The organism is Pseudooceanicola marinus (assembly GCF_020177265.1).
In the GTDB taxonomy this organism is placed as follows: domain Bacteria; phylum Pseudomonadota; class Alphaproteobacteria; order Rhodobacterales; family Rhodobacteraceae; genus Pseudooceanicola; species Pseudooceanicola marinus_A.
Map to the genome: position 1 here is coordinate 92,621 of NZ_JAIVMC010000009.1, position 25,069 is coordinate 117,689.

Below are 25,069 nucleotides of genomic sequence, written 5' to 3' on the forward strand. Positions count from 1 at the left end.
TGTCGTCTTCGGATGTGAACAGGGCGCTTCCGGGAGGTTAGCGCAACCATACCGCGTTTAGCGCAACCAAGCGCGGGAACCGGCCACCGGGGTGGCAGGTCTCTGTCGTGCAACGGAAAATTCCGACGTGCATAAGACATTTTCGCCACAATCCAATCCTGGTGCGAAGCACGATTCGCGTTTCAGGATTGCCTGATCGGTCCGGAGGGGCGAGTATTGCGGCAAAATCATGTCAATGAGACTCCCAGACTGGTCCGAAGGGTGCGGGCCCCGGTTGCCCCGATCACGGGACGGCATAGGGCGACAGACAGCCGGGACCGGAGCGAGCAGTTTAGAAGGGAAGCAGAATGTCCAAGATCGCACTCGTGGACGACGACCGGAACATCCTGACCTCCGTGGCGATCACGCTGGAGGCCGAGGGGTTCGAGGTAGAGACCTATTCCGACGGCCAGGCCGCGCTGGAGGCCTTCAACAAGGCGCTGCCGGACATGGCGGTGCTGGACATCAAGATGCCCCGCATGGACGGCATGGACCTGCTGCAGCGGCTGCGTCAGAAGACCACCATGCCGGTGATCTTCCTGACCTCGAAGGATGACGAGATCGACGAGGTGCTGGGCCTGCGCATGGGTGCCGACGACTACGTCAAGAAACCCTTCAGCCAGCGCCTGCTGGTGGCCCGGATCCGCGCCCTGCTGCGCCGGCAGGAGGCCCAGTCGGGCGACGTCGTGGCCGAAACCGACGACACCAAGGTGATGGAACGCGGCCACCTGCGCATGGACCCGCTGCGCCATTCGGTGACCTGGAAGGGCCATGACGTGACCCTGACCGTGACCGAGTTCCTGCTGCTGCAGGCCCTTGCACAGCGTCCCGGCTTCGTCAAAAGCCGCGATCAGCTGATGGATGTCGCCTACGACGACCAGGTCTATGTCGACGACCGCACCATCGACAGCCACATCAAGCGCCTGCGCAAGAAGCTGCGCTCGGCCGATGACGAGTTCTCGGCGATCGAGACGCTCTACGGCATCGGCTATCGCTACAACGAAGAGTAACGGGCCAGGCCCATGGCGCTTGCCGAAGGGATCAGCGTGCAGGACGACACGGCCAGGGCACGGCGGGGCAGCGGCGGCGCGAAGAAGCGCCGCGGCGACGTTGTGCTGGGTGAGGAGTTCGAGGCCCCGGGAACGGTCGTGGACGAGGAGTTCCGCGCCCGCCGCGAGAAGCGTGGGGTGCTGGCGCTGAAGGCGTCGCCGCTGACGCGCAAGATCATCATCTTCAACCTGATCGCGCTGAACGTGCTGGTGGCGGGGGTTCTCTACCTCAACTCGTCGCGCGACAGCCTGCTGGCACAGCGCCAGGCCGCGCTGGTCAGCGAGGCGGATCTGGTGGCCAGTGTCTTCGAGGCGCAGATCGCCCCGGGGGCGGAGGTCGACCTGATGACCCGGCGCGGCGTCGACGTGCCGGGCACGCTGACCGCCCTGGATCTGCGCAGCGGCCTGACCCTGCTGGTCTTCGACGACGACGGCGAGCTGGTTGCGCGCCGGGCCGGCACCGCACCGGGCGCCGCCCCCCGGTCGCAGTCCGAACGGCCCACCTATGTCACCGATGCGCTGACCGCGATCTGGAACGGCATCACCGCCGTCTTCTCCTCCGGTCGGGTGCCCCAGCCCACCGTCGCCATCGAGCAGGAGGCGCAGCGCCTGCTGGCCGATCACGGGATCGGCGCCGCCGAAACCTCCACCGCGCGCGGATCGGAGGGGCGGTTCCACACCGCGCTGTCGCCGATCGAGGCGGGGGGGCAGGTGGTGGGCGCCGTGGCGCTGGCCGGATCGGTGGGCGAGATCGACGACATGGTCCGCCAGGAACGCGAGCGCGTGCTGCAGATGTTCATCATCGCCACGCTGGTTTCCGTGGGCCTCAGCCTCGTGCTGGCCTCGACCATTGCCAATCCGCTGTCGGATCTGGCCGCCGCCGCCGAGCTGGGGGGCGACCGGGGCAATACCCGGCCGAAACCCAGCCGCGTGCGCATCCCCGACCTGACCGCACGTCCCGACGAGATCGGGCGGCTGTCCGGCGCCCTGCGCGGCATGGTCAGCGCCCTTTACGACCGGATCGACGCCAACGAACAATTCGCCGCCGATGTGGCGCATGAGATCAAGAACCCGCTGGCCAGCTTGCGCAGCGCCGTGGGCACCCTGCGTGTGGCCAAGCGCGACGATCAGCGCGAACAGCTGATGGACGTGATCGAACATGACGTGCGCCGCCTCGACCGGCTGGTCAGCGACATCTCCAACGCCTCGCGGCTGGATTCGGAGCTGGTGAAGGAAGAGGAAGAGGAGTTCGACCTGCTGCGCATGCTGGGCAGCCTGACCGACTACCTGGGCGAACAGGCCGCTGGCAAGGGGATCGACTTCATCACCGACCTGCCGGACGAGACCCTGATCCTCAGCGGGCTGGAGGCGCGTCTGGCGCAAGTCTTCGTCAACCTCATCACCAATGCGATCAGTTTCTGCGAAGAGGGGGACGCGATCCGGGTCTGGGCCCGGCGCCGGGAAAACCGCGTGCTGGTGGTGGTCGAGGACACCGGGCCGGGCATTCCCGACCAGTCGCTGCAGAAGATCTTCAAGCGCTTCTACTCGCACCGCCCGGCGTCGGATTTCGGCAACAACTCCGGCCTTGGTCTGGCGATCTCCAAGCAGATCGTCGAGGCCCATGGCGGGGTGATCTGGGCCGAGAACATCCGCCCCACCGATGCTGACATTACCTCCGACCCGCTGGGCGCGCGTTTCGTCGTCGGCCTGCCGATCTGAGATGGCGTCCGCGACCGACAGCGTGGGCGGGCAGGGGGCGCAGGTCGTCCATGCCAGCTGCGTCGTGGTTGGCGGGCGCGCGGCGCTGATCCGGGGCGCGTCGGGGTCCGGAAAATCCTCCCTGGCGCTGGAGTTGATGGCCCGCGGCGCGCGGCTGGTGGCCGATGACCGGGTAATCCTGACCTGCGACGGCCCCCGCGTGATTGCCCGTGCGCCGGAGGCTTTGTCGGGCATGATCGAGGCACGCGGCGTCGGCCTGTTGAACGCCAGCCCCGCCGGGCCCAGCCCGCTGGCGCTGGTCATCGACCTGGACCGCCCGGAAACAGAGCGGTTGCCGCCGCAGCGCAGCACGAATTTGCTGGGGGTTTCCTTAACCTTGCTTCACAATACTGGGACCGCGGCATTCGCCGCGGCGATTCTGCAATATTTGCGGGAGGGACGTCGCGCGTAGACACGCGAGGCGGGTTCTCCCGTCCACCCGAGACCGACGGCAGCCATGGCCACCGCCGAAGAACAGCCCCGACAATCCCCGCGCCTCGTCCTCGTGACGGGCCCCGCCGGCGCGGGCCGGTCGACGGCGATCCGCGCGCTGGAGGACCTGGTGTTCGAGGCGATCGACAACCTGCCCCTGTCCCTTCTGCCGCGCCTGCTGGACGGGCCGCCGCTGTCGCGCCCGCTGGCGCTTGGCGTGGACACCCGCAACCGCGACTTCTCCACCGAGGCGCTGATCGAGGCGCTGGACCGGCTGCGCCAGCTGCGCGGCCTGCCGCTGGAACTGCTCTACGTGGATTGCCGGGCCGATGTGCTGTCGCGGCGCTTCAGCGAGACCCGGCGGCGTCATCCGATGGCGCCCGAGGGCACGCCGGAGGAAGGCATCGCGCGGGAACTGGACCTGCTGGGGCCGATCCGCGCCCTGGCCGACATCCTGATCGACACCTCGGAAATGACGGTGCATGACCTGCGCGGCGAGGTCGACGGCCATTTCGCCCCCCAGGGCGGACAAGGCCTGGCGGTGTCGCTGCATTCCTTCAGCTACAAGCGCGGGCTGCCGCGCGGGCTGGACATGGTCTTCGACGTGCGTTTCCTGGCCAACCCGCACTGGGAACCGGCGCTGCGGGCGCTGGACGGCACCAGCGAGCCGGTGCAGACCTACGTCGCCTCCGACCCGCGCTTCGCGCCTTTTCTCGAAAAGGTGACCGATCTTACGCTGATGCTGCTGCCCGCCTATATAGAGGAGGGCAAGGCCCACCTGGCCATCGGCTTCGGCTGTACCGGCGGTCAGCACCGTTCCGTCACTTTGGCGGAAAGGCTGGGCCGGGCTCTTGCGGAGGCCGGTTGGCAAGTGTCAATTAGGCATCGCGAACAGGAACGGCGCCGGACTGCGGAGGGGGGAGGATGACCCCCGGCGCGGTCCCCGCGCGCATACCCGAGGGAAGACCGGCCTTGATCGGAATCGTCATCGTCGCCCATGGCGGGCTGGCACGGGAATACAAGGCTGCGGTCGAGCATGTGGTCGGCCCGCAACCGGGAATCTCTGCCATCTCCATAGACGCCAATTGCGACCGCGGCACGAAGGAGCGGGAGATCTGTTCCGCCGCCGAGTCCGTGGACCAGGGGCAGGGCGTCGTGGTGGTGACCGACATGTTCGGCGGATCGCCCAGCAACCTGTCGCTGATGGCCTGCCGTCCCGATGATCGGCGGATCCTCTACGGCGTCAATCTTCCGGCCTTGATCAAGCTGGCCAAGTCGCGGCATAAAACGCTGCCGGAGGCGGTGCGCGTGGCCACGGAAGCCGGGCGCAAGTATATCGACAGCCGCAATCTGAGCGCCGGGTCCGCCTGAGGGTCGATCGGGTTTTGGGACGAATGAGGGGCCGGGATGAGCGATAGCGTCACACGACATTTTGAGATCGTGAACGAGAAGGGTCTGCATGCCCGGGCCTCGGCCAAGTTCGTCGAGGTTGTGGAGGCTTTCGACGCCTCCGCCGAGGTCAGCCGCGACGGGATGTCCACTGGCGGCGACAGCATCATGGGCCTTTTGATGTTGGCAGCAGGCAAGGGAAGCTCTATTGAGGTTGAAACCTCCGGGCCCGATGCCGTGGCACTGGCCGATGCGCTGGAAAAGCTGGTGGCGGACCGTTTCGGGGAAGACATGTAGAGACGGACATTCCGTTCCGCCGCGTATAACCCACACGACAGAACGCGGACGACGAAGACAGGTGACTTGCCTTGGTAGACTCGACTGAAAATCACGTCGCTCGCGGGCACCAGAGCGCGCCCGATCAGGTCAACTATACCAAGTATGACCGACGGTCCCTGACCTATTCCAACACCTTCGACAATGCCTTCCAGCGCAATGCGATCCGCACCCTGGAATGGTTCACCGGCAAGCTGACGATCCTGCGGCTGATCCGCAAGTTCGAGCGTCAGGGCGCGCCGCAGGGCCAGGCCTTCTGGAAGGCCTGCCTGGACGTGATGGGCATCCCCGTCACCACCCCCGAAGAGCAACTGGCGAAGATCCCGGCCGACGGCCCCGTCGTGGTGGTCGCGAACCACCCGCACGGCATGGTCGACGGCATGATCCTGGCCGAGATGGTCGGCCGTCGCCGCCTCGACTACAAGATCCTGACCCGCTCCGTGCTGACCGGCATCGACGAGGTCGCCTCGTCCTACATGATCCCGGTGCCCTTTCCGCATGACCCGGAAGCGCAGAAGAAGATGATCGAGATGCGCGCAAAGGCCATGGCGCACCTGAAGGAAGGCGGGCTGGTCGCGCTGTTCCCTTCCGGTGTGGTCGCAGCCTCGGAAAGCATGTTTGGCCCGGCCATCGAGGCCGAATGGAACGTCTTCACTGCGCAGATGATCCGCCGCTCCGGCGCCAAGGTCGTGCCGATCCATTTCACCGGCGGCAATTCGCGCTGGTATCACGTCGCCAACCGCATCTCGGCCACCCTGCGCCAGGGTCTGCTGCTGCATGAGATCGTGCATTCGCTGAACAAGCCCCAGGCGCCGATCGTCGGTGACGTGATCGACGACGCGCAGATGGAAGAGCTGAAGAAGAACCCCCGCGGGTTCATGGCCTGGCTGCGCGAGCACACGCTGAAGCTGGGCAACAAGGGCTGATCGCCTCGCCCCGGTTGGACGGCAGAGGGGGCTTTGCCCCCCGGCGTGGCAGGCCACGCCTCCCCCCAGAGATTTTCGGCTGTCGGATGACCCGTATGCCGACTAACGGCCCTGGGCGATCCGGTTACTGGTTGCGCAGAAGGCGGAAGATTTCCGAGGCGCCCCAGCCCGCGAAGATGGCGATGAAGATCGCCAGCAGCGCGTAGAGCACACCCTGTTCGCGCGACAGCGCGTAGAGCCATTGTTCCAGCCCCACCTTGCCCACACGGATCGCCGTTTCATGGGTCGAGGCGACCGACCCATCGCGCACCAGGTAGACGTCGACGCTGTAGACGCCCGTGGGCAGCGACGAGGGCAGCGGCACCGAGGTCCGGAACAGCGTCTGCCGGTCGAAGCCCACGGTTTCCTCGCGCATCTGGTAGAGCCCGGCGCGCTGGCGGATCCGCACCAGTGCCTCGACGAAGGCGTCCTCGTCCGTCACCTCGTCGCCCGAGGTGATCGAGCGGATGGCGCGGGGGATCGAGATGCGGTGACGCAGATCCTCGGTGGCTGACAGGATGTCGTCCAGGGGCGCGGAGGTGGCCACGGCGTAGAAGCTGGGCGCCTGGCGGATCGTCACCTGGTCGGCGTTCACCCAGATACCGGCACGGCGTTCCTTGCGCTGCACCGCGATCGGCTCGTTCGGCCCGGCGACGGTGATGATGACATCGGCCGGCTCCGCCAGCGGCGCGGTGTCGCGTTTGACGGCGCCGAAGATCAGGATCTCGGAGCCGTCGAAATTGGCGGTGATCGCCACGCGGTTCTGCGACAGGCCCAGGACCAGTTCCTCGGGTGCAGGCAGGGCGGGGACCTCCTCCGCCTGCTGCGCGGGCAGGGCGACGGGGGCGGCCAGCAGGGCGGCGGCCAGGAGAGCCCGAAGGGCAGAGAGGCGAGGCAGGCGCATGGTCACTGCACCTCCGTCAGCGTGTAGACTTCGGCCGGGGGCAGCACCAGGTCGAGGCCCAGCTTGAAGCAGACCGACAGCACCAGCAAGGCCAGCAGGATACGCAGCTGTTCGGCCTTCATCTTCGCCCCGATGCGGGTGCCGAACTGGGCGCCCACCACGCCACCGATCAGCAGGAACAGGGCCAGGGCGATATCGACCGAATGGTTGGTGACCGCGTGCAGGAAGGTGGTAACACCGGCCACCAGGATGATCTGGAACAGCGAGGTGCCGATCACGACCTTCGTTGGCATGTGCAGCAGGTAGATCATCGCCGGCACCATGATGAAGCCGCCGCCGACGCCCATCACTGCCGACAGCACGCCCACGGCCGCCCCCACCAGGAAGGGCGGGATGACCGAGATGTAGAGGCCCGAGGTGCGGAAACGCATCTTCATCGGCAGGGTGTGCACCAGCCCGCGCTGCTTGCGCTTCTTCACCGGACCGCCGCCACCGCCGCGCGCCCGGCGCAGCGCCGACAGGCTTTCCACGAACATCAGAGAGCCGATGGCGCCGAGGAAGACCACATAACAGAGGTTCACCAGCAGATCGACATGGCCCAGCTGTTTCAGCCAGTTGAACAGCAGCATGCCCAGCCCGGCCCCGACGACACCGCCGCCCTGCAACAGCATCCCCATGCGCAGGTCCACGTTGCGCCTTTTCAGATGCGCAAAGAGGCCGGAGACGGAGGAGGCGATGATCTGGTTGGCGGAGGTGGCCACGGCGACTGTGGGCGGGATCCCGATGAAGAACAGCAGCGGCGTGATCAGGAAGCCGCCACCGACCCCGAACATGCCCGACAGGACCCCCACCATGCCCCCAAGCCCCAGAAGCAGGAACATGTTCACGGAAACCTCGGCAATGGGGAGGTAGATCTGCATGCTGTCTCCTAGCGCGATTGCCGCAGTGCCGCAATGGAGGGCCGCGGCGGGCGAGGGCCCGGCGCGGGGTCATCTTCGACTTTGCCGCGAAGCGCGGGCGAGGGCAATCACCCGGCTCGTGTCAGCGGCCGGGTGTTGCCGGGGTGCCGGGGGGCGGATCTGATTTGTGGGATAGGGATGCGGCGCGTCGCGGCGCTGCGAGAGCCGGGGCGCACCCTGGGTCAGGTGCGCCCCGCTCGGGGCGTGCTATCGTTCCTTGACGTAGGGATCGCCCGAGGCACGCGGTGGGATGGCCGCGCCGACGAAGCCCGCCAGGATCACGATGGTCAGGATGTAGGGCAGCGCGTTCATGAACTGCACCGGGATCACGAAGGCGCCCAGGTCGATGTTCTGATATCGCAGCGCCACCGCCTGCAGCAGGCCGAACAGCATTGTCGCCGACAGGCAGTACCAGGGGCGCCACTTGGCGAAGATCAGCGCCGCCAGCGCGATATAGCCCCGTCCGGCGGTCATCTCGCGGGTGAAGCCCGCCTGCAGACCGGTCGCCAGGTAGCTGCCGGCCAGCCCGCACAGGACCCCCGCGATCAGGATCGCGGCAAAGCGCAGGCGCACCACCGAGATACCGGCGGTGTCCACGGCGGCCGGGTTTTCCCCCACGGCGCGCAGGCGCAGGCCGAAGCGAGTTCGGTAGAGGACCCACCAGGACAGCGGCACCAGCAGGAAGGCCACGTAGACCAGGATCGAGTGGCCCGAGATCAGCTCGGCATAGATCGGACCCAGCACCGGCACGTCGCGCAGCGCCTCGGCGCCGGGCAGGGGAATGCCGCTGAACCTCGCGTTCTCCAGCGTCGGCGTGCGGCCGCCTTGGGCGAACCATGTCTGCGCTACCAGCACCGTCAGGCCGGAGGCGAGGAAGTTCAGCGCCACGCCGGAGATCAGCTGGTTGCCGCGGAAGGTGATCGAGGCGACGCCGTGGATCAGCGAGAAGCAGATCGCGGCGACGATGCCGACGAGCATGCCCACCCAGACGGAGCCGGAGTAGTAGGCGAAGGCGGCCGAGAAGAAGGCGGCGGCCAGCGCCTTGCCTTCGAGGCCGATGTCGACCACGCCCGCGCGTTCGGAAAAGAGCCCGGCCAAGCACATCAGCAACAGCGGCGTGCCCAGTCGGACGGTGGAATCGAGGATCTGGAGGATCGTCATCAGGTCCATGGGTCAGCTCTCCGCGTCGGTGTGGGGCCTGGCCAGGCCGTGAAATGCAGGATGGAAAGTCACGCTCAGCCCTCCTGCCGCATCGCCATGAAGACCCGCTCCAACGGCCAGCGCACCATGTTGTCCAGCGCGCCGGTGAACAGGATCACCAGGGCCTGGATCACCACGATCAGCTCGCGCGGGATCGAGGTCCACATCGCCAGTTCGGCGCCCCCCTGGTAGAGGAAGCCGAAGAGGATCGAGGCCAGCAGCACGCCGAAGGGGTGGTTGCGGCCCATCAGGGCCACGGCGATGCCGATGAAGCCCGCGCCCTCGGCGGAGTTGAGGATCAGCCGTTCGGCCTCACCCTGGGTCACGTTGATACCCATCAGGCCTGCCAGCCCGCCGGAGATCAGCATCGCCACGATGATGATGCGGAACGGCGAGATGCCGGCATACTTGGCGCCCGACTCAGAATAGCCCTGGCTGCGGATCTCGTAGCCCAGCTTGGTGCGCCAGATCAGCAGCCAGACCAGCAGGCAGGCCGCCAGGGCGACGAAGAAGGTCACGTTGGCGGGCGAGCCGCGGAACAGCACGCCCTCGCCACCCGCGAAGATGTCGCGGAAGTTGGGCAGATGCGTGGCCTCCGGGAAGGTGGCCGAGGCCGGTTCCATCGCGCCCACGGGGCGCAGGTGGTTGACCAGGACGTAGTTCAGGAGGGCGGCGGCGATGAAATTGAACATGATCGTGGTGATCACGATGTGGCTGCCGCGCGCCGCCTGAAGGTAGGCCGGGATCAGCGCCCAGAGCGCGCCGAAGAGCGCGGCGAAGACCGTCGAGCCCAGCAGGGCGATCGTCCAGTGCGGCCAGGGAATGTAGAGACAGCACAGCGCCACGCCCAACGACCCGATCACCGCCTGGCCTTCGCCACCGATGTTGAACAGCTTGGCGTGGAAGGCCACCGACACGGCCAGGCCGCAGAAGATGAAGTTGGTGGCGTAATACAGCGTGTAGCCCCAGCCGGAGGAGCGCATCAGCGCCCCGTCCACCATCAGCGCGAAGGCGTCCCAGGGGTTTTCGCCGATGGCCCAGATGGCCACGGCCGACAGGGCCGCGGCCAGCAGCAGCGAGATCAGCGGGATCAGGACCACGTCGGCCCAGACAGGCATCCTATCCATTTTGCGGCGCCTCTCCTTGTTCGACGGCGGTGATGTTCTCCTCGACCGCCTTGAAATCATCCTTGTCGGGCTCGCCCGAGATACCGGCCATCAGGAGGCCCAGCTCGCGTTCGTCGGTCTCCGACGGGTCGCGGAAGCCCATGACCTGGCCGTCGAACATGACGGCGATCCGGTCGGACAGCGACATGATCTCGTCCAGTTCGACCGAGACCAGCAGGATCGCCTTGCCCTGGTCGCGCAGGCGCACGATTTCCTGGTGGATGAACTCGATTGCCCCGATGTCGACGCCGCGCGTCGGCTGGCCGACCAGCAGCAGGTCCGGGTATTTCTCGATCTCGCGGGCCAGCACGATCTTCTGCTGGTTGCCCCCGGAGAAGCTCTTGGCCTTCAGGTTGGGATCCGGCGGGCGGACGTCGAACCGTTCCATCTTGCCCGCGGCCTCCCTCTGGATCGCCGCGTTGTTCATCAGCGCGCCCGACTGCCACTGCGGATCGCGGTGATAGCCGAAGACGGTGTTCTCCCAGGCGGTGAATTCCATGATCAGGCCTTCACGCTGGCGATCCTCGGGCACGTTGCCGATCGAGGCCTTGCGCCGCGCCGCGCCGTCGGATCCCTTGCCCGACAGGGGAAGGGGCTGGCCCAGCATGGTGATCTCGCCGGTGCCGTCCATGATACCGCCCAGGACGTGCATCAGTTCCGACTGGCCATTGCCCGCGACGCCTGCCAGGCCGAGGATCTCGCCCGCGCGGATGTCGAAGGAAATGCCCTTCACACGCTCGACGCCCTTTGCATCGGTCACGCGCAGGTCCTTCACCGACAGCACCACGTCGCCAGGCGTTGCCGGTTTCTTGTCGACGCGCAGCAGGACCTTGCGGCCCACCATCAGCTCGGCCAGCTCCTCGGGGTTGGTTTCCGAGGTCTTCACCGTGGCCGTCATCTCGCCCCGGCGCATGACCGAAACGGTGTCGGTGATCTCCATGATCTCGCGCAGCTTGTGGGTGATCAGGATGATCGTCTTCCCCTCGCGCCGCAGGTTGTCGAGGATCCGGAACAGGTGATCGGCCTCGGCCGGAGTCAGCACGCCGGTCGGTTCGTCCAGGATCAGGATGTTGGCTTCGCGGTAGAGCGCCTTCAGGATCTCCACCCGTTGCTGGTGCCCGACCGAGAGGTGTTCGATCAGGGCGTCGGGGTCGACGTGCATCTCGTACTCGTCCGCCAGGCTTTGCAGCGACTTGCGCGCCTTGCGGATCGAGGGTTGCAGCGAGGCCCCCTCTTCGGCGCCGAGGATGATGTTCTCGACCACCGAGAAATTCTCGACCAGCTTGAAATGCTGGAAGACCATGCCGATGCCGGCCGCGATGGCGTCCTGGCTGTCGTTGATGGTCGTCTTCGTGCCATTGATGAAGATCTCGCCCGCGTCGGCCTTGTAGAAGCCGTAGAGGATCGACATCAGCGTCGACTTGCCTGCGCCGTTCTCGCCGATGATGCCGTGGATCGTGCCCGGCATGACGCGGATGGAGATGTCCTTGTTGGCCTGGACCGGGCCGAAGGCCTTGGAAATGCCCTTCAGCTCGATCGCCGGGTGGGCGCCCGGGTCCGGAGCGGGCCGGTTGGCTGGTTCTGTCATGTGCAGCGTCCCGTGAAAGGAAACAGGGACCGCGCGGGGGCGGCCCCTGTCAAAGTGGAGCGGGGCCGCAAAGCCCCGCCGGACCCGATCAGAATTCCACTGCCGGGCAGGTGTTGTCGGTGGAGTAGTCGTGGACCGAGATCTCGCCCGCGACGATGTCGGCGGCGGCGGCATAGACTTCGGACAGGGTGTCGAAGTCGATCAGCATCTCGTTGTAGCCGTCCAGCGCGAAGCCCACGCCGCGGTTCGACAGGTCCTTGGTCTGGACGCCGGTTTCCAGGTCGTCCCCTGCGGTCATCGCGTCATAGACGGCGTTGTCCACGCGTTTCAGCATCGAGGTCAGGATCGAGCCGGGGTAGAGGTAGTTCTGGTTGCTGTCCACGCCGATGCCGTAGATGCCCTGGTCGGCCGCGGTCTGCAGCACACCCAGGCCGGAGGCGCCAGCGGCGGCGAAGACCACGTCGGAGCCCTGCGAGATCTGGGCCTGTGCCAGCTCGGAGCCCTTCACCGGGTCGGCCCAGGCGGAGGGATCGGTGCCGACCATGTTCGGGATGATCGTGGCGCCTTCGTTGACGGCCTTCACGCCCTGGGCGTAGCCGCAGGCGAACTTGCGGATCAGCGGGATGTCCATGCCGCCGACGAAGGACACGGTGTCCGTCTCGGTGGTCAGGCCGGCGATCATGCCGACCAGGTAGGAGCCTTCATGCTCGGAGAAGCCGATGGACAGGACGTTGGGGTTCGCTTCCGGATCGACATAGCCGTCGATGGTGACGAACTTGGTGTCGGGGTAGTCGGCTGCGACATTGGCGATCGGGGTCGAGAAGGCGAAGCCGGTGGTGATGACCGGGGAGAAGCCCTGTTCGGCGAAGCGGCGCAGGGCCTGCTCGCGCTGTGCTTCCGAGGTCAGCTCGATGTCGCGGAACTCGCCGCCGGTTTCGGCCGCCCAGCGGGAGGCGCCGACGAAGGCGGCTTCGTTGAAGGATTTGTCGAACTTGCCGCCCAGGTCGTAGATCAGCGCGGGATCTGCGACGGCAGCGGTTGCGGTCAGGGCCAGGCCGGTCGCGGCAGCGCCGAACATCTTGGTCATCAGGGTCATTGGGGTCTCCCGGTTTATGGCCGTCCAGCCGGTCTTCGGCATCGCGGCCCTGCTTTGTGCAGATTGTTTCGGTCTGGCCGATTTAGGACAGAGCGGGTCAGACTGGTCAATACCATTCTCTGACCGTTTGGTAGGAGAAACCTGCTATACCCCCGAGTTTACCCTAGGTCCTTGCGCAAGATTTCAGCGTCTTTCATCTCTCCGTCCGGGGCGCGGTAATAGCGTGGCCGGCGTCCGGCGCGGACGAAGCCCGCGCCGAGGTACAGGGCGATGGCGGGGGCGTTGTCGGCGGCCACCTCGAGAAAGGCGATGGTGGCGCCGCGGGCGCGGGCGGTCTCCTCGAAGGCGGCAACGAGCGTGCGGCCCAGGCCCTGACGCCGATGCGCGGGATCGACGGCCAGCGTCAGGATCTCCGCCTCGTCCAGCGTGGTGCGGCCCAGCAGGAAGCCGCCCGGTTCCGCGACCAGGAAGCAGGCCGGATCGGCGATCAGCCGGTCCAGTTCCTGCGCGGTCCAGGGACGGGGGGTGGTGAAACAGGCGGCATGGATGCGGGCCAGCGTGGCGGTGTCGGTCACGGCACGATCCGGGGCGGCGCATCGCGGGGCGGCGCCGCATCGGCAGGGCGCAGGTAGAAGGGCGCCGGGGCAGGCAGGGCACGGGAGGCCGCATCGGCCAGCCGGGCGGCTGCGATCCGGGCAATCGCCGGGGCAGGGTTGTCCGGCCCGGAGGTCGCACCGGGGGCGGCCCCCAGCAGGCCGGTGCCGGGCGGCATCAGCTCATCGGGCAGGGCGTCGGCGGGGCAGAGCTGCGGTGCGCCGGTCTCGCTGTCGGTGATCAGCTGGGCATAGACCTGTCCGCGAGGCGCGGGCAGGGTGGCCAGCACCGGGCGCGACGCGCCCTCGCTCAGCACCTCGAAGCCGGTGACGCCGATCACCGGCACGTCCAGCCCCAGGGCCAACCCGCGCGCCAGGGCGACAGAGATGCGGATGCCGGTGAAATTGCCGGGGCCGACGCCCACGGCCAGCGCCGACAGATCGGCCCAGCCGTGCCGGGCTTCGGCCAGCAGCTCTTCCAGCAGCGGCACCAGCCGTTCGGCCTGGCCGCGGGTCATCTCCTCGCGCCGCTCCACCAGGATCCGGTCACCGCACAGCAAAGCGGCCGCGCAATGCGCGGCCGATGTGTCGAAGGACAGGATCAGCGGGCCGTCAGACGGCAACGGGCCGAACCTCGGTCACCTCGGGGATGTAATGCCGCAGCAGGTTCTCGATCCCCATCTTCAGGGTCAGGGTCGAGGAGGGGCAGCCGGCGCAGGCGCCCTGCATGTGCAGGTAGACGACGCCGCGTTCAAAGCCGTGGAAGGTGATGTCGCCACCATCCTGGGCCACGGCAGGACGCACGCGGGTGTCCAGCAGCTCCTTGATCTGGCCGACGATCTCGCCATCGGGGCCGTCATGCTCGGCATGGGCGGTGGCCTGGGCCGCGCCGCCCATCACGGGCTCGCCCGACTGGTAGTGTTCCATGATCGCGCCCAGCAGGGCGGGCTTCAGGTGGTCCCACTCCAGCCCGTCACGTTTGGTCACGGTGATGAAGTCGGTGCCGAAGAAGATGCCCGTCACGCCGTCGATCGAGAACAGGCGCCGCGCCAGCGGCGATTTCTCGGCCGTTTCGGCCGTGGGGAAGTCGGCGGTGCCGGCGTCCAGGACGGACTGGCCGGGCAGGAATTTCAGCGTCGCCGGGTTCGGCGTGGATTCGGTCTGGATGAACATCGGCGGACCTTTCTCTGGTTGGCCCCCGATATGCGTCTTCGGGGCCGTTCTGTCAAGAATTGGAACCGTTCTAAGGTGGCGAGCCGCGATGTGCGGCTGTGCACGGGGTGCGGGCCCTTGGCCGGGCCCCGCGCGGCGCTGCCGGGTTCAGGTGATGGCCTCCAGCCGGTCCTTCGACAGGTCTTCGGGCACGATGGTGATGGGCACGGGCAGGGAACCGGCGTTGCGGCTCATCTGGGTGACCAGGGGGCCGGGGCCGCCCTTGCCAGCGGAGGCGCCGAGCACCAGCACGCCGATCTCCTCGTCTTCGCGGATCTGGGCCAGGATCTGTTCATAGGCCTCGCCCTCGCGCACGATCAGGTCTGGCTCGATCTTCTGGCGGTCGCGCATCCATTTGGCGAAGACGTTGAAATGCGCCTCGATCCGCTCGCGCGCCTCGGCCCGCATGATGTCGGCCACGCCCATCCAGTGATTGAATTCCTCCGGGGGGATGATCGACAGGATCGCGACACCGCCGCCCGAGTTGGCGGCACGCATGGCGGCAAAGCGCATGGCGTTGAGGCATTCGCGGCTGTCGTCGAGGATGACCAGGAACTTGCGCATGAGTTTCCCCTTTTCCGACCGGATCATGACGCATGGAGGGGGCGGGGGCAATGGCCGCCTGTTGCCGGGGTGATTGACCGCGCCGGGGCCGCCCGCTAAGGGCAGGGCGCGCGGAGGGCCGGATGGCCGCGGGGGCAGGCTGGTAACGGCGTCTCCGAGGAAAGTCCGGACTCCACAAGGCAACGGTGCCGGGTAACGCCCGGCGGGGGCAACCCCAGGGACAGCGCCACAGAGAACAGACCGCCCTGCACGCAGGGTAAGGGTGAAACGGTGCGGTAAGAGCGCACCGCGGGACCGGCAACGGGACCGGCATGGCAAGCCCCACCGGGAGCAATGCCGAATAGGAACCTCGCGCGGGGCGGGCAGGTCGGGCAACCGAAACCGCCGCCACCGCAGGGCCGCCTTGGCCCGGAGGTTCGGGTTGGCAGCTTGAGGCGCCGGGTGACCGGCGTCCCAGATGAATGGTCATCGAACCGGCTTCGGCCGGGGAACAGAATCCGGCTTACAGGCCCTCCGCGCATATCCGCCCATAGCTCGCGCAGATCCGCCGATCGTCCCGTTCCGGGGCTATCGGAGGGAACCCGCCCGGCCGCTGCATTGCAGCGCGCTGAAACCCGCCAGTGGGCGGGAGGCACCGCGGGAACGCCGGGGCCAGCGCCACGTTGGACTGGCAGAGATCCCCGCACCCTGCGTGGATGAGCTTGAGGAGGAGAACTCATGACCTCTCTGATGCGTAGTACCAGCCGTGCAACCCTTGTCGCCCTCGCCCTGGCCGCCCCCGTCGTGGCGCCGGTGACGGCCATCGCCCAGACCAGCGACCAGAGCGTCGAGCAACCCGCCGAAGACCCGGCAGTGCCCGAGCAAATGCCCGCGGCCGAAGAGGGCGAGCCGGCCCTGATGCCCGAAAGCGAGGCCGCCGAGGGTGGCGACATGGCCGCAGATCCGATGGCCGAAGACCCGATGGAAGGCGAGGCGATGGAGGGCGAGGCCAGCGACATGGCCGAGGCCGAGGAGCCCGCCAAGCCGGTCGAGGGCCAGATCACCATGCAGGACCAGGACACCATCCTGGCCGATGACCTGCTGGGCGCCGCCGTCTACAATGGCGCCGACGAGAAGGTCGGCGACATCAACGACCTGATCATCTCCCTCGGCGGTGAGGTCGAGGGCGTCGTGATCGGCGTCGGCGGCTTCCTGGGGATGGGCGAAAAGGACGTGGCCGTGGAAATGGCCAGCCTGGACGTGGTGCGCGATGATGCCGGCGCCCCGCGCCTGGTGACCAGCGCCACCAAGGCCGACCTGGAATCGGCGCCCGAGTTCGTCACCGCCGATGAGCAGGCCCGCGAGGCCGAGGCCCTCCGGATGGAGGAGGAAACGACCACCGGCGGCAGCGAAGCGCCCCTCGAGTGATCGGGTTTCGACCCATTCCGTCCCTGGTCGGGGCGAAAGGGGGCCTTCGGGCCCCCTTTTTCGTGCCATGCCGGTCCACAAAATCGACGATTTCCGCTTTTTCCCCAGATCCCCGGTTGACTCGTGACCGAGTCCCGGTAAAAGGCGGGCTTCAAGAGATTTCGCGGGCGGCCCGGAGTGCGCCTGCTGTAGGAGAAGCACAATGGCGAAGCCGACGACCATCAAGATCCGTCTGAACTCGACCGCGGGCACGGGCCATTTCTACGTGACCAAGAAAAACGCGCGTACCATGACCGAAAAGATGACCGTACGAAAGTACGATCCGGTGGTGCGGAAGCATGTCGAGTACAAGGAAGGCAAGATCAAGTAAGATCTGAACACCTTGAAGACCATGCAAAGCCGCGCCGCAGAGCGCGGCTTTTTGCTTTTGGGCCGCGCCCTGTCTCCCCCCCTCCCCGACAGACCCCGGTGACCGCCGGGGTGAGAGACAAGGACCGCCCCGATGCCCCTTTCTTCCGGCGAAGATACGCCCCCCGACCATTCCGACGATCCCTTGCATGAGGGCGAACTGGCCGAACTGCTGACCGCACGCGCCGCCCCTGCGGCCGCCGCACGGCCCGCCCTGCGCCCGAGCCTCGACACCGATCCGGGCGCCCTGGGGGCGGTCATGCCTGCCGCCCCGCGCAAGCTGGCGCCGGTGATCCTGCCGGACGACCTGATGATGCGTCCCGGACTGCCCGCAGACACCGAGGCGCTGAACCGGATGCTGGCGCGGTCCTACCGGGCGCTGCTGGCCCCCGATTACCCGGCCGAGCTGCTGCGCGAGGCGCTGCCCTTCGTGAAGCGGCCGCGCCCCGGCCTGCTGACCTGCGGCACCTATTTCCTGGCGCTGGATCCGGCGGATGACCGGGTGCTGGCGGCGGGTGGCTGGACTGATACCTCGCCCTGGGGCGCGGCGGGTCGGCCCGGTGAGGGGCATGTGCGCCATGTCGCCACCGATCCCGATGTCGCCCGCCAGGGGCTGGGACGGCAGATCATGGGGCAGGTCATCCGCTCTGCGACCGCCGCGGGGGTGGAACTGCTGCATTGCCAGGCCACGCTGACCGCCGTGCCCTTCTACGAAAGCTTGGGCTTCGAGGCGCGCGGCCAGATCGACCTGCGGCTGCCCAACGGGCTGTTGTTCCCGGCGGTGCAGATGCGCTGGCAGGCCTGAGCCGCGTCGCGGGGCACTCGTGCCGAGATGCGGGCAAAGAAAAAGGCCGGTCCCTGGGGACCGGCCTTCGTCGTTTTCAGAACCTTGTGCAGATCACTCGCGGTTGCCGAGGAACTGCAGCAGGAACATGAACAGGTTGATGAAGTCCAGGTAGAGCTGCAGGGCGCCCATGATCGCGGACTTGCCCAGCCATTCTTGGTCCATCGAATGGGCGTGCTGCAGGTAGGTGGTCTTGATGTTCTGCGTGTCGTAGGCGGTCAGGCCCGCGAAGATCAGGACACCGATCGCGGAAATCGCGAAGTGCAGAGCGGGGGAGCCCAGGAAGATGTTGATGATCGAGGCCACGACCAGGCCGATCACACCCATCATCAGGAAGGCGCCCCAGCCGGAGATGTCACGCTTCGTCGTGTAGCCGTAGAGGGACAGGCCGGCGAAGGCGATCGACGTCACCAGGAAGACCTGGGCGATCGAGATGCCGGTGAAGGCGACGAAGATCCAGGACAGGGACAGGCCCATCACGGCGGAGAAGACGTAGAAGAACGTCTGCGCGCCGGCAGCCGACAGGCGGTTGATCATGGCGCCGAAGCCGAAGACCATCAGCAGCGGAGCGAACATGATGATCCAGCCCAGGATGTTGGGCTGCAGCGTCTGCGGGTCGCGGAAGATGCTGAGCAACTCGGGCGAGGAGCCGACGGCCCAGGCCACGAGGAAGGTCAGCAGGGTGCCCACGGACATGGTGCCGTAGACTTTGTTCATGTGGGCGCGCAGCCCTTCGTCGATGGCGGCGGACCGGCTACCTGCCGTTGCCTGCATCGTTCTGTAGTCAGCCATTCTTGCCTCCGATCAAACAGCAAAGCCCATGGGGGCGGATGTTGTGACCAATATCGGGAAGGTTGCCCCTGTTTTCAAGATTTTCAGCTCGCAAATCGCGCCGGTGAGGCCCTGTTTTGCCGGGGTTTGAGCGCCCTCGTGCCCTGCCGGGGTGCCGGGGGCCTTGAACATAAGGCTGTGCGGCCTAAGAGGGGTTTGAAAAATCAGAAGAAAAAACCCGCAGGCCGAGGTCTCCCATCGGGGAAACCGGGCGCTGCGGGTCAGTCACGGACCGTCGGGAACGGTCACGGGGAGATAGGGGCCGCGCCGCCCGCAGGGGCAGGACGGGCGCGGCAGGGCGGTGCGGGCACTGGGGGCTGTGCCCGACACCGCCGGGATGGGATCAGAACGGGCGCACCGGGGTGTCCCAGATCGGGCGCGTGGATTCGAGGCGCGCCTGGTCGGGGGTGACGCCGATGTCCTTCAGCAGGGCCGCGTCGAGATTGCGCAGGGCTCGGCGTTCGCGGTGAACGCCCAGCATGGTCATCAGGCGGGTGAAAGGCGCGCGGGACGCGCGCGGGGTGCAGGCGACGTCGGACGTCAGGCTTTGGGTGCTCATCGGTCTTACCTTTCCAAAATTGATGAGTGAACGAGGACTTCATGATTTCTGTTGATGTATATGCGCCTTTATGATCAATATTGAAAATGAATGTTTCTGACGGATCACATCACGAGGGGTGATGAAATGCGAAATCTCGACATGACCTCGCTGCGCAGCTTTGTCGCGGTGGCGGACCACGGTGGCGTGACCAAGGCGGCCGGCATCCTGAACTTCACCCAGAGCGCGGTGTCGATGCAGTTGAAACGGCTGGAGGAAATGCTGGGCATTGCCCTTCTGGACCGGTCCAACCGGCGCATCGCGCTGACGCCGGCGGGCGAACAGCTGCTGGGCTATGCGCGGCGCATCATCGACATGAATGATGAGGCGCTGACCCGCCTGACCTGCAAGAGCTACGAGGGCGAGATGGTGCTGGGCGTGCCCCATGACATCGTCTACCCGGTGGTGCCGACGGTGCTGCAGCAGTTCGCGCAGGAGTTCCCGCGCATGAAGGTGCAGCTCGTCTCGGCCTATACCCGCAGCCTGAAGGAAAGCTTCGACCGGGGCGAGACGGATATCATCCTGACGACGGAGGCGGAGCCCGACAATCGCGGCGAGATCCTGGATGAACGGCCCCTGGCCTGGATCGGCGCCCCGGGCGGCCAGGCCTGGCGGCAGCGGCCGCTGCGCTTTGCCTCGGGGCGAAATTGCCTGTTCCGGCCGCTGGTGATCCGCACCATGGAAGAGAACAGCGTCGACTGGGAAAACGCCGTTGATACCTCCAGTGACCGCACGGTCGAGGCGACGGTCAGCGCCGACCTGGCCGTTTCGGCGATGATCGCCGGGACCGAGCCGCCGCAGCTGGCCGTGGTGGATCATGGCGGGGACCTGCCCGAACTGGGCACGCAGAAGATCTGCATGTACCGCCAGGATCGTGGCGCAGGCGAGGTGATGGAGCGCATGGCGGAGATGCTGCGCCTGGGCTTCAGCTGCAGTTCGGGCGGCTACAAGTCCGCCGCGCAGCGTGAGGCGGAACATGGCGGCGGCAGCGGCCTGGGCCGCTACGTCTGGCAGCAGGAGCTGAGCCGGGCCCGTCGCGCCTCGGTCTGATGGCGCTTTCGCGGCAGGGAGGCCCGTGAAGGGCACCCCTGCCGCCCGTCCTGGCTCAGGGCTGGATAATGACCTTGCCCGAGGCGGCGCGGTCGCGCAGCAGGTACAGCCCCTCCATCGCCTGTTCTAGCGGTAGGCGGTGGCTGATGTGGGGGTGGATGCGGCCCTGGGCATGCCAGTCCAGCAGCGTGGCCAGCGACCGGGTCAGCACCTCGGGGCGGAATTTGAAATAGGCGCCCCAGTAGAACCCGATCAGGTCGATGTTCTTCACCAGCATGTGGTTGGGCTTGATCGCGGGCGTGCTGCCCGAAGCGAAGCCGATCAGCAGATAGCGCGCCTCCGGGTTGCAGGCGCGGAACGCCGCCTCGCCCAGGGCGCCGCCCACTGGGTCATAGACCACGTCAGCCCCGCCAAGCGCCTTCACCTCGGCGCGCAGGTCGGCCGTTTCGCTGTCCAGGTAGATGTCGGCGCCGGCATTGCGCGCGATATCCTCCTTCTCGGCGCCGCGCGCCACGGCGATGACCCGGGCACCCATCAACTTGCCGAGTTCCACCGCCGTCAGGCCGACCCCGCCGGTGGCGCCCAGCACCAGAAGCGTCTCGCCGGGACGTAGACGCGCGCGGTGGTCGAGGGCCAGGTGGGAGGTGCCGTAGGCGATTTGCAGGGCGGCCGCCGAATCGTACCCCATCCCCTCGGGCAGGGTTACGGCGCGATCTGCCGATACGATGGCGTAATCGGCGAGACCTCCCTGCCCGGGGAAGGCCGCGACTCGCGTGCCGGTTGCAACCTCAACACCGTCGCCAACGGCGTGGACGAGGCCCGAAATTTCCATGCCGAGCGTAAATGGGTGAGTCGGCGTTTCCTGGTATTGGCCCCGGATCATGAGTAAATCGGCGAAGTTCAAACCGCAGGCGCGGACCTCCACCAGCATTTCCCCCGGGCCAGGTCGGTCTGCGTCCAAATGTTCCAACTGGGGTTGACTGTCTGCCCCCCGACACCGCCACGCGCGCATGTGCCTCTCCTATTGTCGTTTGATTTCGGGAGGATAGTTTGCTTAGAAACGATCACCTCCCCGTTCCTCCAGGTTCCAATTCTTGCTGCAATGCGGCAGATCCTGCAAGTTTAGGAAAGCAGGGCGCTTGATGCACATCCGGAAATTGCGTTAACTATTGCGTCAGTCTGCTCTTTCGGGTGGAGACAAGTTGCGTAAAAGTTGAAAACTGTTACGATCCTCTCACGCTGTAGGGATGTGCGGCGTGTCAAAAACGAAAACCAAAGCTCGGCTTGGCGGCTCTCGTACTTCGCGAGGGGCGGGGCCGGGTATGACAGGAGCCGCGAATGACTCATCCGGTCGATGTGCACGTGGGAAAACGGATCCGGCATCGCCGCTGGCTGGTCGGGATGACCCAGCAGCAGCTTGCCGAACGCGTTGGCATCAAGTTTCAGCAGATCCAGAAATACGAAACCGGCGCGAACCGCGTCAGCGCCTCCCGGCTTTGGGATATCGCCGACGCGCTGGATGTTCCCGTCAGCTTCTTCTTCGAAGGCATCGAAGGTGAGGTCGCAGAGGGCGAAGCCGCAGTCGCACCGACCGCCGTGCCGGCCGATGTGATGGGCGACAAGGAAGCGCTGGACCTGATCCGGTCCTACTACGCGATTCCCGAGAACCAGCGCCGCCGCCTGTTCGAACTGGCCCGCGTGCTGAGTGACGTCGCCTGAAAGGGTGACCAGGCGTGATCTGACCTGGGGACGCAGGTTAGATTCGCAGCGTAAAAATGACCTTGGCCCGTTGCGGGCCGACAGGGGCGATCAGGATCCGGGGTGGCGGATCCGACGATCGACATGGGGACAGTGATCGGCCGGGCGGGACCCCGGCAGGACACAAGACTTCAGAAAATGCGGTTCGTGCAGTGGCCCGTGACTCTTGTCACGGGAGCCGTCTCGGGCTAGCTCTCGCGTCCACGTGACGTAGGGGAGGCGAGACGATGCAGCCGGATGGAACCGAGATCCTGGCGACGGCGCACGAGATGGCGGAGGCCGCCCGTGCGGCGATCCTGCCGCATTTCCGCAGCCAGACCCTTTCCGAGGACAACAAGCTGGCCGGGGGCTACGACCCGGTGACCGAGGCCGACCGTGCCGCGGAACGTGCCATGCGCGCGGTGCTGGCGGACCGGCGTCCGCAGGATGCGGTCCTGGGCGAGGAGTATGGCGCCCAGGCGGGCGAGAGCGGCCTGACCTGGGTGCTGGATCCGATCGACGGCACCCGCGGCTTCGTCAGCGGCACGCCGACCTGGGGCGTGCTGATCGGCCTCACCGACGGCGACCGGGTCCTGATGGGCATGGTCGACCAGCCCTACACCGGCGAACGCTTCTGGGGGGGCTTCGGAGAGGCCCGGATGACCGGCCCGCAGGGAGACCGCCCTCTCGCGGCCCGCGAAGAGACGCCGGGCGGTCTTGCAGGCGCGATCCTCTTCACCACCTTCCCCGAGGTTGGCAGCCCGACCGAGGCCGAGGCCTTCCGCTCCGTGGCCGAACAGGTGAAGCTGACCCGCTATGGCATGGATTGCTATGCCTACGCCCTGCTGGCGGCCGGCCAGGTCGATCTGGTGATCGAGGCCGGGCTGAATTCCTACGATATCCAGGGGCCTTTGGGCGTGATCGAGGCGGCGGGCGGCATAGTTACCGACTGGCGCGGCGGTCCGGCCCTTCAGGGCGGGCGCGTTCTGGCGGCGGCGAACCCGGCCATCCACCGCGCGGCGCTGGACATTCTCGCGGCTTTCCCGGAATAAAGCCGCATGGAGCGCAGCTACCTGATCCGCAACGCGGAACATATCCTGACGATGGATGATCACCGGACCGAGCTTTTCGGCGCCGACATTCTCGTCTCCGGCGGCAAGATCCGCGCCATCGGCCCCAAGCTCAGCCAACCCGAGGCGGAGGTGATCGACGCCACCGGCTGCGTGGTGACGCCCGGTCTGGTGAACACCCATCATCACCTGTTTCAGACGCTGACGCGGGCGGTGCCGGCGGCACAGGATGCGCTGCTCTTCGGCTGGCTCCAGACGCTCTACCCGATCTGGGAACGCTTCGGCCCTGCCGAAATGCGCTCCTCCGCGATGATCGGACTGGCGGAACTGGCCCTGTCGGGCTGTTCGCTGACCTCGGATCACCTGTACCTCTTTCCCAACGGGTCGCGGCTGGATGACACCATCGAGGCGGCGGCGGAGGTCGGCCTGCGCTTTCACCCCACGCGCGGTGCCATGTCCATCGGCGTCAGCCAGGGCGGCCTGCCGCCGGACAGCCTGGTGGAGGACGAGGCGGCGATCCTCGACGATTGCATTCGCGTCATCGACACCTTCCACGACCCGCGCGAAGGCTCCATGCTGCGCGTGGGCATCGCCCCCTGTTCGCCCTTCTCCGTCTCGCGCGAGCTGATGCGCGATGCGGCCCTGCTGGCGCGGGACAAGCGGGTGATGCTGCACACCCACCTGGCCGAAAATGCCGAGGACATCGCCTATTCCGAGGCCAACTTCGGCTGCCGCCCCGGGCAGTACGCCGAGGATCTGGGCTGGACCGGGGACGATGTCTGGCATGCCCATTGCGTGAAACTGGACGACAGCGAGGTGGCGCTTTTTGCCCGCACGGGCACGGGCGTCGCCCATTGCCCCTGTTCCAACTGCCGGCTGGGGTCGGGCATCGCGCCGGTGCGCGGCATGCGCGATGCGGGCGTGAAGGTCGGGCTGGGCGTCGACGGATCGGCCAGCAACGACGGGTCGAACCTGGTGGCCGAGGCGCGGCAGGCGATGTTGTTGCAGCGGGTCAGCCAAGGGGCTGACGCCATGAGCGCCCGTGAGGCGCTGGAGATTGCCACCCGCGGTGGTGCCGATGTGCTGGGCCGGCCCGATTGCGGGCGCCTGGCCCATGGCAAGCGCGCCGATATCGCCATCTGGGATGTCTCGGGTATCGACAGTGCCGGAAGCTGGGATCCCGCCGCCTTGCTGCTGGCTGGGCCGATGCGGGTGAAACACCTGCTGGTCGAGGGTCGGCAGGTGGTGCGCGACCGGCAGATGCCGCATCTGGATCTGCCGGCGCTGGTCGCGCGGCAGCGTCAGCTGGCCGAAGGGCTGATGGCATGAGTGGTGTCCGGTCTCTGCCCCTGCGCCCGCGCGCGCGCCTGGCCCTGCTGGCCTGTCTGGCGCTGATGGCCTGCCAGGGCGGAACGGCCCGGCAGGCGGCTCAGCAGAGCGCGCCTGTAGGTGCGGCGGTCGCCGTGCCCGCCAGCCTGCCCGCCCCGGTGGTGACCCGCGAACAGGGCGATCTTCTGGCAGCGATCAACGCCTTTCGCAGCGCCCGTGGCCGCGCGCCCCTGGAGCCCGATCCGCAGGCGCGCCTGGCGGCGGAACGCCATGCCCGCGACCTGCGCGGCCTGGGGGAACTGAGCCACGTCGGATCCGATGGCAGCACTGTGGGGGAACGGGTCAGCCGCGAGGGCATGGCCTGGTGCCGCGTGGCCGAGAACCTGGCCCGCGGCCAGTCCAGCGCCGATATGGCCGTGACCGGCTGGTCTGTCAGCCCGGGCCACCGCCGCAACCTGCTGGGGGACTACACCCTGGTCGGCACGGCGCGAAACGGCGAGATCTGGGTGGCGGTCTTCGTCAAACCCTGCTGAGCTGCCGCAGGC

Annotated in this window: 28 protein-coding genes and 1 other RNA gene; 16 read left to right on the forward strand and 13 right to left on the reverse strand. The window is 67.1% G+C overall.

The window, feature by feature from the left end; genetic code table 11:
* Positions 1-347 precede the first annotated feature (347 nt).
* The 7 genes from LC066_RS16220 to LC066_RS16250 all read left to right on the forward strand — a co-directional run bounded on the left by LC066_RS16220 (position 348) and on the right by LC066_RS16250 (position 5,929).
* A complete protein-coding gene (locus tag LC066_RS16220; protein ID WP_222480033.1) occupies positions 348-1,049 on the forward strand; it encodes a response regulator transcription factor in 702 nt (233 codons plus the stop codon).
* Positions 1,050-1,061: 12 nt separating this feature from the next.
* Positions 1,062-2,807, forward strand: coding sequence for a sensor histidine kinase (locus LC066_RS16225; protein ID WP_224901131.1), 1,746 nt, complete (start codon positions 1,062-1,064; stop codon positions 2,805-2,807).
* Between the two features lies 1 nt (position 2,808).
* Entirely contained in the window at positions 2,809-3,258 is a 450-nt protein-coding gene (locus LC066_RS16230) for an HPr kinase/phosphorylase (protein WP_224901134.1), read from the forward strand.
* 45 nt (positions 3,259-3,303) lie between these two features.
* Positions 3,304-4,206, forward strand: a complete 903-nt coding sequence (gene rapZ / locus LC066_RS16235) for an RNase adapter RapZ (protein ID WP_224901137.1) — start codon at positions 3,304-3,306, stop codon at positions 4,204-4,206.
* A 44-nt stretch (positions 4,207-4,250) separates the two neighbouring features.
* Positions 4,251-4,649: a PTS sugar transporter subunit IIA gene (locus LC066_RS16240; protein ID WP_085889441.1), complete on the forward strand. Its 399-nt coding sequence runs from the start codon at positions 4,251-4,253 to the stop codon at positions 4,647-4,649.
* A gap of 36 nt (positions 4,650-4,685) precedes the next feature.
* Positions 4,686-4,964, forward strand: a complete 279-nt coding sequence (locus LC066_RS16245; protein ID WP_222480041.1) for an HPr family phosphocarrier protein — start codon at positions 4,686-4,688, stop codon at positions 4,962-4,964.
* A 71-nt stretch (positions 4,965-5,035) separates the two neighbouring features.
* A complete protein-coding gene (locus LC066_RS16250; RefSeq protein ID WP_222480043.1) occupies positions 5,036-5,929 on the forward strand; it encodes a lysophospholipid acyltransferase family protein in 894 nt (297 codons plus the stop codon).
* A gap of 124 nt (positions 5,930-6,053) precedes the next feature.
* On the opposite strand, the gene LC066_RS16255 is transcribed toward LC066_RS16250, so the two are convergent.
* The 10 genes from LC066_RS16255 to LC066_RS16300 all read right to left on the reverse strand — a co-directional run bounded on the left by LC066_RS16255 (position 6,054) and on the right by LC066_RS16300 (position 15,250).
* Positions 6,054-6,872, reverse strand: coding sequence for a TIGR02186 family protein (locus LC066_RS16255; RefSeq protein ID WP_224901140.1), 819 nt, complete (start codon positions 6,870-6,872; stop codon positions 6,054-6,056).
* Positions 6,873-6,874: 2 nt separating this feature from the next.
* Positions 6,875-7,792, reverse strand: coding sequence for a sulfite exporter TauE/SafE family protein (locus LC066_RS16260; protein WP_224901143.1), 918 nt, complete (start codon positions 7,790-7,792; stop codon positions 6,875-6,877).
* 246 nt (positions 7,793-8,038) lie between these two features.
* Positions 8,039-9,001: an ABC transporter permease gene (locus LC066_RS16265; protein WP_224901146.1), complete on the reverse strand. Its 963-nt coding sequence runs from the start codon at positions 8,999-9,001 to the stop codon at positions 8,039-8,041.
* Between the two features lie 65 nt (positions 9,002-9,066).
* A complete protein-coding gene (locus tag LC066_RS16270) occupies positions 9,067-10,158 on the reverse strand; it encodes an ABC transporter permease (protein WP_224901150.1) in 1,092 nt (363 codons plus the stop codon).
* The gene (locus tag LC066_RS16275) at positions 10,151-11,785 is read right to left on the reverse strand and encodes an ABC transporter ATP-binding protein (RefSeq protein WP_224901153.1); all 1,635 of its coding nucleotides are present in this window, start codon (positions 11,783-11,785) and stop codon (positions 10,151-10,153) included. Before LC066_RS16275 ends, LC066_RS16270 begins: the two co-directional genes overlap by 8 nt.
* An 88-nt stretch (positions 11,786-11,873) precedes the next feature.
* A complete protein-coding gene (locus LC066_RS16280; protein ID WP_224901156.1) occupies positions 11,874-12,881 on the reverse strand; it encodes a BMP family lipoprotein in 1,008 nt (335 codons plus the stop codon).
* Between the two features lie 158 nt (positions 12,882-13,039).
* Positions 13,040-13,456 carry a ribosomal protein S18-alanine N-acetyltransferase gene (gene rimI / locus LC066_RS16285; protein ID WP_224901159.1) on the reverse strand — a complete coding sequence of 139 codons (417 nt, stop codon included), beginning with the start codon at positions 13,454-13,456 and terminating at the stop codon, positions 13,040-13,042.
* Entirely contained in the window at positions 13,453-14,097 is a 645-nt protein-coding gene (tsaB, locus tag LC066_RS16290) for a tRNA (adenosine(37)-N6)-threonylcarbamoyltransferase complex dimerization subunit type 1 TsaB (RefSeq protein WP_224901162.1), read from the reverse strand. The genes rimI and tsaB overlap by 4 nt, the downstream gene beginning before the upstream one ends.
* A complete protein-coding gene (locus tag LC066_RS16295) occupies positions 14,087-14,647 on the reverse strand; it encodes a NifU family protein (protein ID WP_222480057.1) in 561 nt (186 codons plus the stop codon). Before LC066_RS16295 ends, tsaB begins: the two co-directional genes overlap by 11 nt.
* 147 nt (positions 14,648-14,794) lie before the next feature.
* Positions 14,795-15,250 (reverse strand): universal stress protein, encoded by a 456-nt coding sequence (locus tag LC066_RS16300; protein WP_157792176.1) that lies wholly within the window; start codon positions 15,248-15,250, stop codon positions 14,795-14,797.
* Positions 15,251-15,360: 110 nt separating this feature from the next.
* On the opposite strand from LC066_RS16300, the gene rnpB reads away from it, so the two are divergent.
* The 4 genes from rnpB (at position 15,361) to LC066_RS16320 (ending at position 17,870) form a co-directional block, all read left to right on the forward strand.
* Positions 15,361-15,771: RNase P RNA component class A (gene rnpB / locus LC066_RS16305), an RNA gene on the forward strand.
* Between the two features lie 208 nt (positions 15,772-15,979).
* Positions 15,980-16,657 (forward strand): PRC-barrel domain-containing protein, encoded by a 678-nt coding sequence (locus LC066_RS16310; RefSeq protein WP_224901166.1) that lies wholly within the window; start codon positions 15,980-15,982, stop codon positions 16,655-16,657.
* 202 nt (positions 16,658-16,859) lie between these two features.
* Positions 16,860-17,027: a 50S ribosomal protein L33 gene (gene rpmG / locus LC066_RS16315; RefSeq protein ID WP_007799108.1), complete on the forward strand. Its 168-nt coding sequence runs from the start codon at positions 16,860-16,862 to the stop codon at positions 17,025-17,027.
* A 132-nt stretch (positions 17,028-17,159) separates the two neighbouring features.
* The gene (locus tag LC066_RS16320; RefSeq protein ID WP_224901169.1) at positions 17,160-17,870 is read left to right on the forward strand and encodes a GNAT family N-acetyltransferase; all 711 of its coding nucleotides are present in this window, start codon (positions 17,160-17,162) and stop codon (positions 17,868-17,870) included.
* A 93-nt stretch (positions 17,871-17,963) separates the two neighbouring features.
* Here LC066_RS16320 and LC066_RS16325 read toward each other — a convergent pair whose 3' ends face one another.
* Together LC066_RS16325 and LC066_RS16330 are read right to left on the reverse strand one after the other, a co-directional pair.
* Positions 17,964-18,701, reverse strand: coding sequence for a Bax inhibitor-1 family protein (locus tag LC066_RS16325; protein WP_222480063.1), 738 nt, complete (start codon positions 18,699-18,701; stop codon positions 17,964-17,966).
* Between the two features lie 382 nt (positions 18,702-19,083).
* The gene (locus LC066_RS16330; RefSeq protein WP_224901173.1) at positions 19,084-19,299 is read right to left on the reverse strand and encodes a DUF1127 domain-containing protein; all 216 of its coding nucleotides are present in this window, start codon (positions 19,297-19,299) and stop codon (positions 19,084-19,086) included.
* 126 nt (positions 19,300-19,425) lie between these two features.
* On the opposite strand from LC066_RS16330, the gene LC066_RS16335 reads away from it, so the two are divergent.
* Positions 19,426-20,388 (forward strand): LysR family transcriptional regulator, encoded by a 963-nt coding sequence (locus LC066_RS16335; protein ID WP_222480067.1) that lies wholly within the window; start codon positions 19,426-19,428, stop codon positions 20,386-20,388.
* Positions 20,389-20,443: 55 nt separating this feature from the next.
* Here LC066_RS16335 and LC066_RS16340 read toward each other — a convergent pair whose 3' ends face one another.
* Positions 20,444-21,400 (reverse strand): NADPH:quinone oxidoreductase family protein, encoded by a 957-nt coding sequence (locus tag LC066_RS16340; RefSeq protein WP_224901177.1) that lies wholly within the window; start codon positions 21,398-21,400, stop codon positions 20,444-20,446.
* A gap of 326 nt (positions 21,401-21,726) precedes the next feature.
* On the opposite strand from LC066_RS16340, the gene LC066_RS16345 reads away from it, so the two are divergent.
* From LC066_RS16345 to LC066_RS16360, 4 genes are all read left to right on the forward strand, one after another.
* Positions 21,727-22,107, forward strand: a complete 381-nt coding sequence (locus LC066_RS16345) for a helix-turn-helix domain-containing protein (protein WP_222480071.1) — start codon at positions 21,727-21,729, stop codon at positions 22,105-22,107.
* Positions 22,108-22,373: 266 nt separating this feature from the next.
* Positions 22,374-23,177: a histidinol-phosphatase gene (hisN, locus tag LC066_RS16350; RefSeq protein ID WP_224901181.1), complete on the forward strand. Its 804-nt coding sequence runs from the start codon at positions 22,374-22,376 to the stop codon at positions 23,175-23,177.
* A gap of 6 nt (positions 23,178-23,183) precedes the next feature.
* Entirely contained in the window at positions 23,184-24,524 is a 1,341-nt protein-coding gene (locus LC066_RS16355) for an 8-oxoguanine deaminase (RefSeq protein WP_224901184.1), read from the forward strand.
* A complete protein-coding gene (locus tag LC066_RS16360; protein ID WP_224901187.1) occupies positions 24,521-25,057 on the forward strand; it encodes a CAP domain-containing protein in 537 nt (178 codons plus the stop codon). Before LC066_RS16355 ends, LC066_RS16360 begins: the two co-directional genes overlap by 4 nt.
* Positions 25,058-25,069: the final 12 nt, after the last annotated feature.

Coding starts and splice junctions, on each gene's coding strand:
- LC066_RS16265 (WP_224901146.1), bottom strand. CDS start 9,001: ATGGACCTGATGACGATCCTCCAGATCCTCGATTCCACCGTCCGACTG.
- LC066_RS16340 (WP_224901177.1), bottom strand. CDS start 21,400: ATGCGCGCGTGGCGGTGTCGGGGGGCAGACAGTCAACCCCAGTTGGAA.
- rapZ (WP_224901137.1), top strand. CDS start 3,304: ATGGCCACCGCCGAAGAACAGCCCCGACAATCCCCGCGCCTCGTCCTC.
- LC066_RS16280 (WP_224901156.1), bottom strand. CDS start 12,881: ATGACCCTGATGACCAAGATGTTCGGCGCTGCCGCGACCGGCCTGGCC.
- LC066_RS16300 (WP_157792176.1), bottom strand. CDS start 15,250: ATGCGCAAGTTCCTGGTCATCCTCGACGACAGCCGCGAATGCCTCAAC.
- LC066_RS16245 (WP_222480041.1), top strand. CDS start 4,686: ATGAGCGATAGCGTCACACGACATTTTGAGATCGTGAACGAGAAGGGT.
- LC066_RS16270 (WP_224901150.1), bottom strand. CDS start 10,158: ATGGATAGGATGCCTGTCTGGGCCGACGTGGTCCTGATCCCGCTGATC.
- LC066_RS16255 (WP_224901140.1), bottom strand. CDS start 6,872: ATGCGCCTGCCTCGCCTCTCTGCCCTTCGGGCTCTCCTGGCCGCCGCC.
- LC066_RS16310 (WP_224901166.1), top strand. CDS start 15,980: ATGCGTAGTACCAGCCGTGCAACCCTTGTCGCCCTCGCCCTGGCCGCC.
- LC066_RS16225 (WP_224901131.1), top strand. CDS start 1,062: ATGGCGCTTGCCGAAGGGATCAGCGTGCAGGACGACACGGCCAGGGCA.
- LC066_RS16360 (WP_224901187.1), top strand. CDS start 24,521: ATGAGTGGTGTCCGGTCTCTGCCCCTGCGCCCGCGCGCGCGCCTGGCC.
- LC066_RS16330 (WP_224901173.1), bottom strand. CDS start 19,299: ATGAGCACCCAAAGCCTGACGTCCGACGTCGCCTGCACCCCGCGCGCG.
- rpmG (WP_007799108.1), top strand. CDS start 16,860: ATGGCGAAGCCGACGACCATCAAGATCCGTCTGAACTCGACCGCGGGC.
- LC066_RS16295 (WP_222480057.1), bottom strand. CDS start 14,647: ATGTTCATCCAGACCGAATCCACGCCGAACCCGGCGACGCTGAAATTC.
- LC066_RS16355 (WP_224901184.1), top strand. CDS start 23,184: ATGGAGCGCAGCTACCTGATCCGCAACGCGGAACATATCCTGACGATG.
- LC066_RS16260 (WP_224901143.1), bottom strand. CDS start 7,792: ATGCAGATCTACCTCCCCATTGCCGAGGTTTCCGTGAACATGTTCCTG.
- LC066_RS16325 (WP_222480063.1), bottom strand. CDS start 18,701: ATGGCTGACTACAGAACGATGCAGGCAACGGCAGGTAGCCGGTCCGCC.
- LC066_RS16345 (WP_222480071.1), top strand. CDS start 21,727: ATGACTCATCCGGTCGATGTGCACGTGGGAAAACGGATCCGGCATCGC.
- LC066_RS16275 (WP_224901153.1), bottom strand. CDS start 11,785: ATGACAGAACCAGCCAACCGGCCCGCTCCGGACCCGGGCGCCCACCCG.
- LC066_RS16230 (WP_224901134.1), top strand. CDS start 2,809: ATGGCGTCCGCGACCGACAGCGTGGGCGGGCAGGGGGCGCAGGTCGTC.
- LC066_RS16220 (WP_222480033.1), top strand. CDS start 348: ATGTCCAAGATCGCACTCGTGGACGACGACCGGAACATCCTGACCTCC.
- LC066_RS16320 (WP_224901169.1), top strand. CDS start 17,160: ATGCCCCTTTCTTCCGGCGAAGATACGCCCCCCGACCATTCCGACGAT.
- hisN (WP_224901181.1), top strand. CDS start 22,374: ATGCAGCCGGATGGAACCGAGATCCTGGCGACGGCGCACGAGATGGCG.
- LC066_RS16335 (WP_222480067.1), top strand. CDS start 19,426: ATGCGAAATCTCGACATGACCTCGCTGCGCAGCTTTGTCGCGGTGGCG.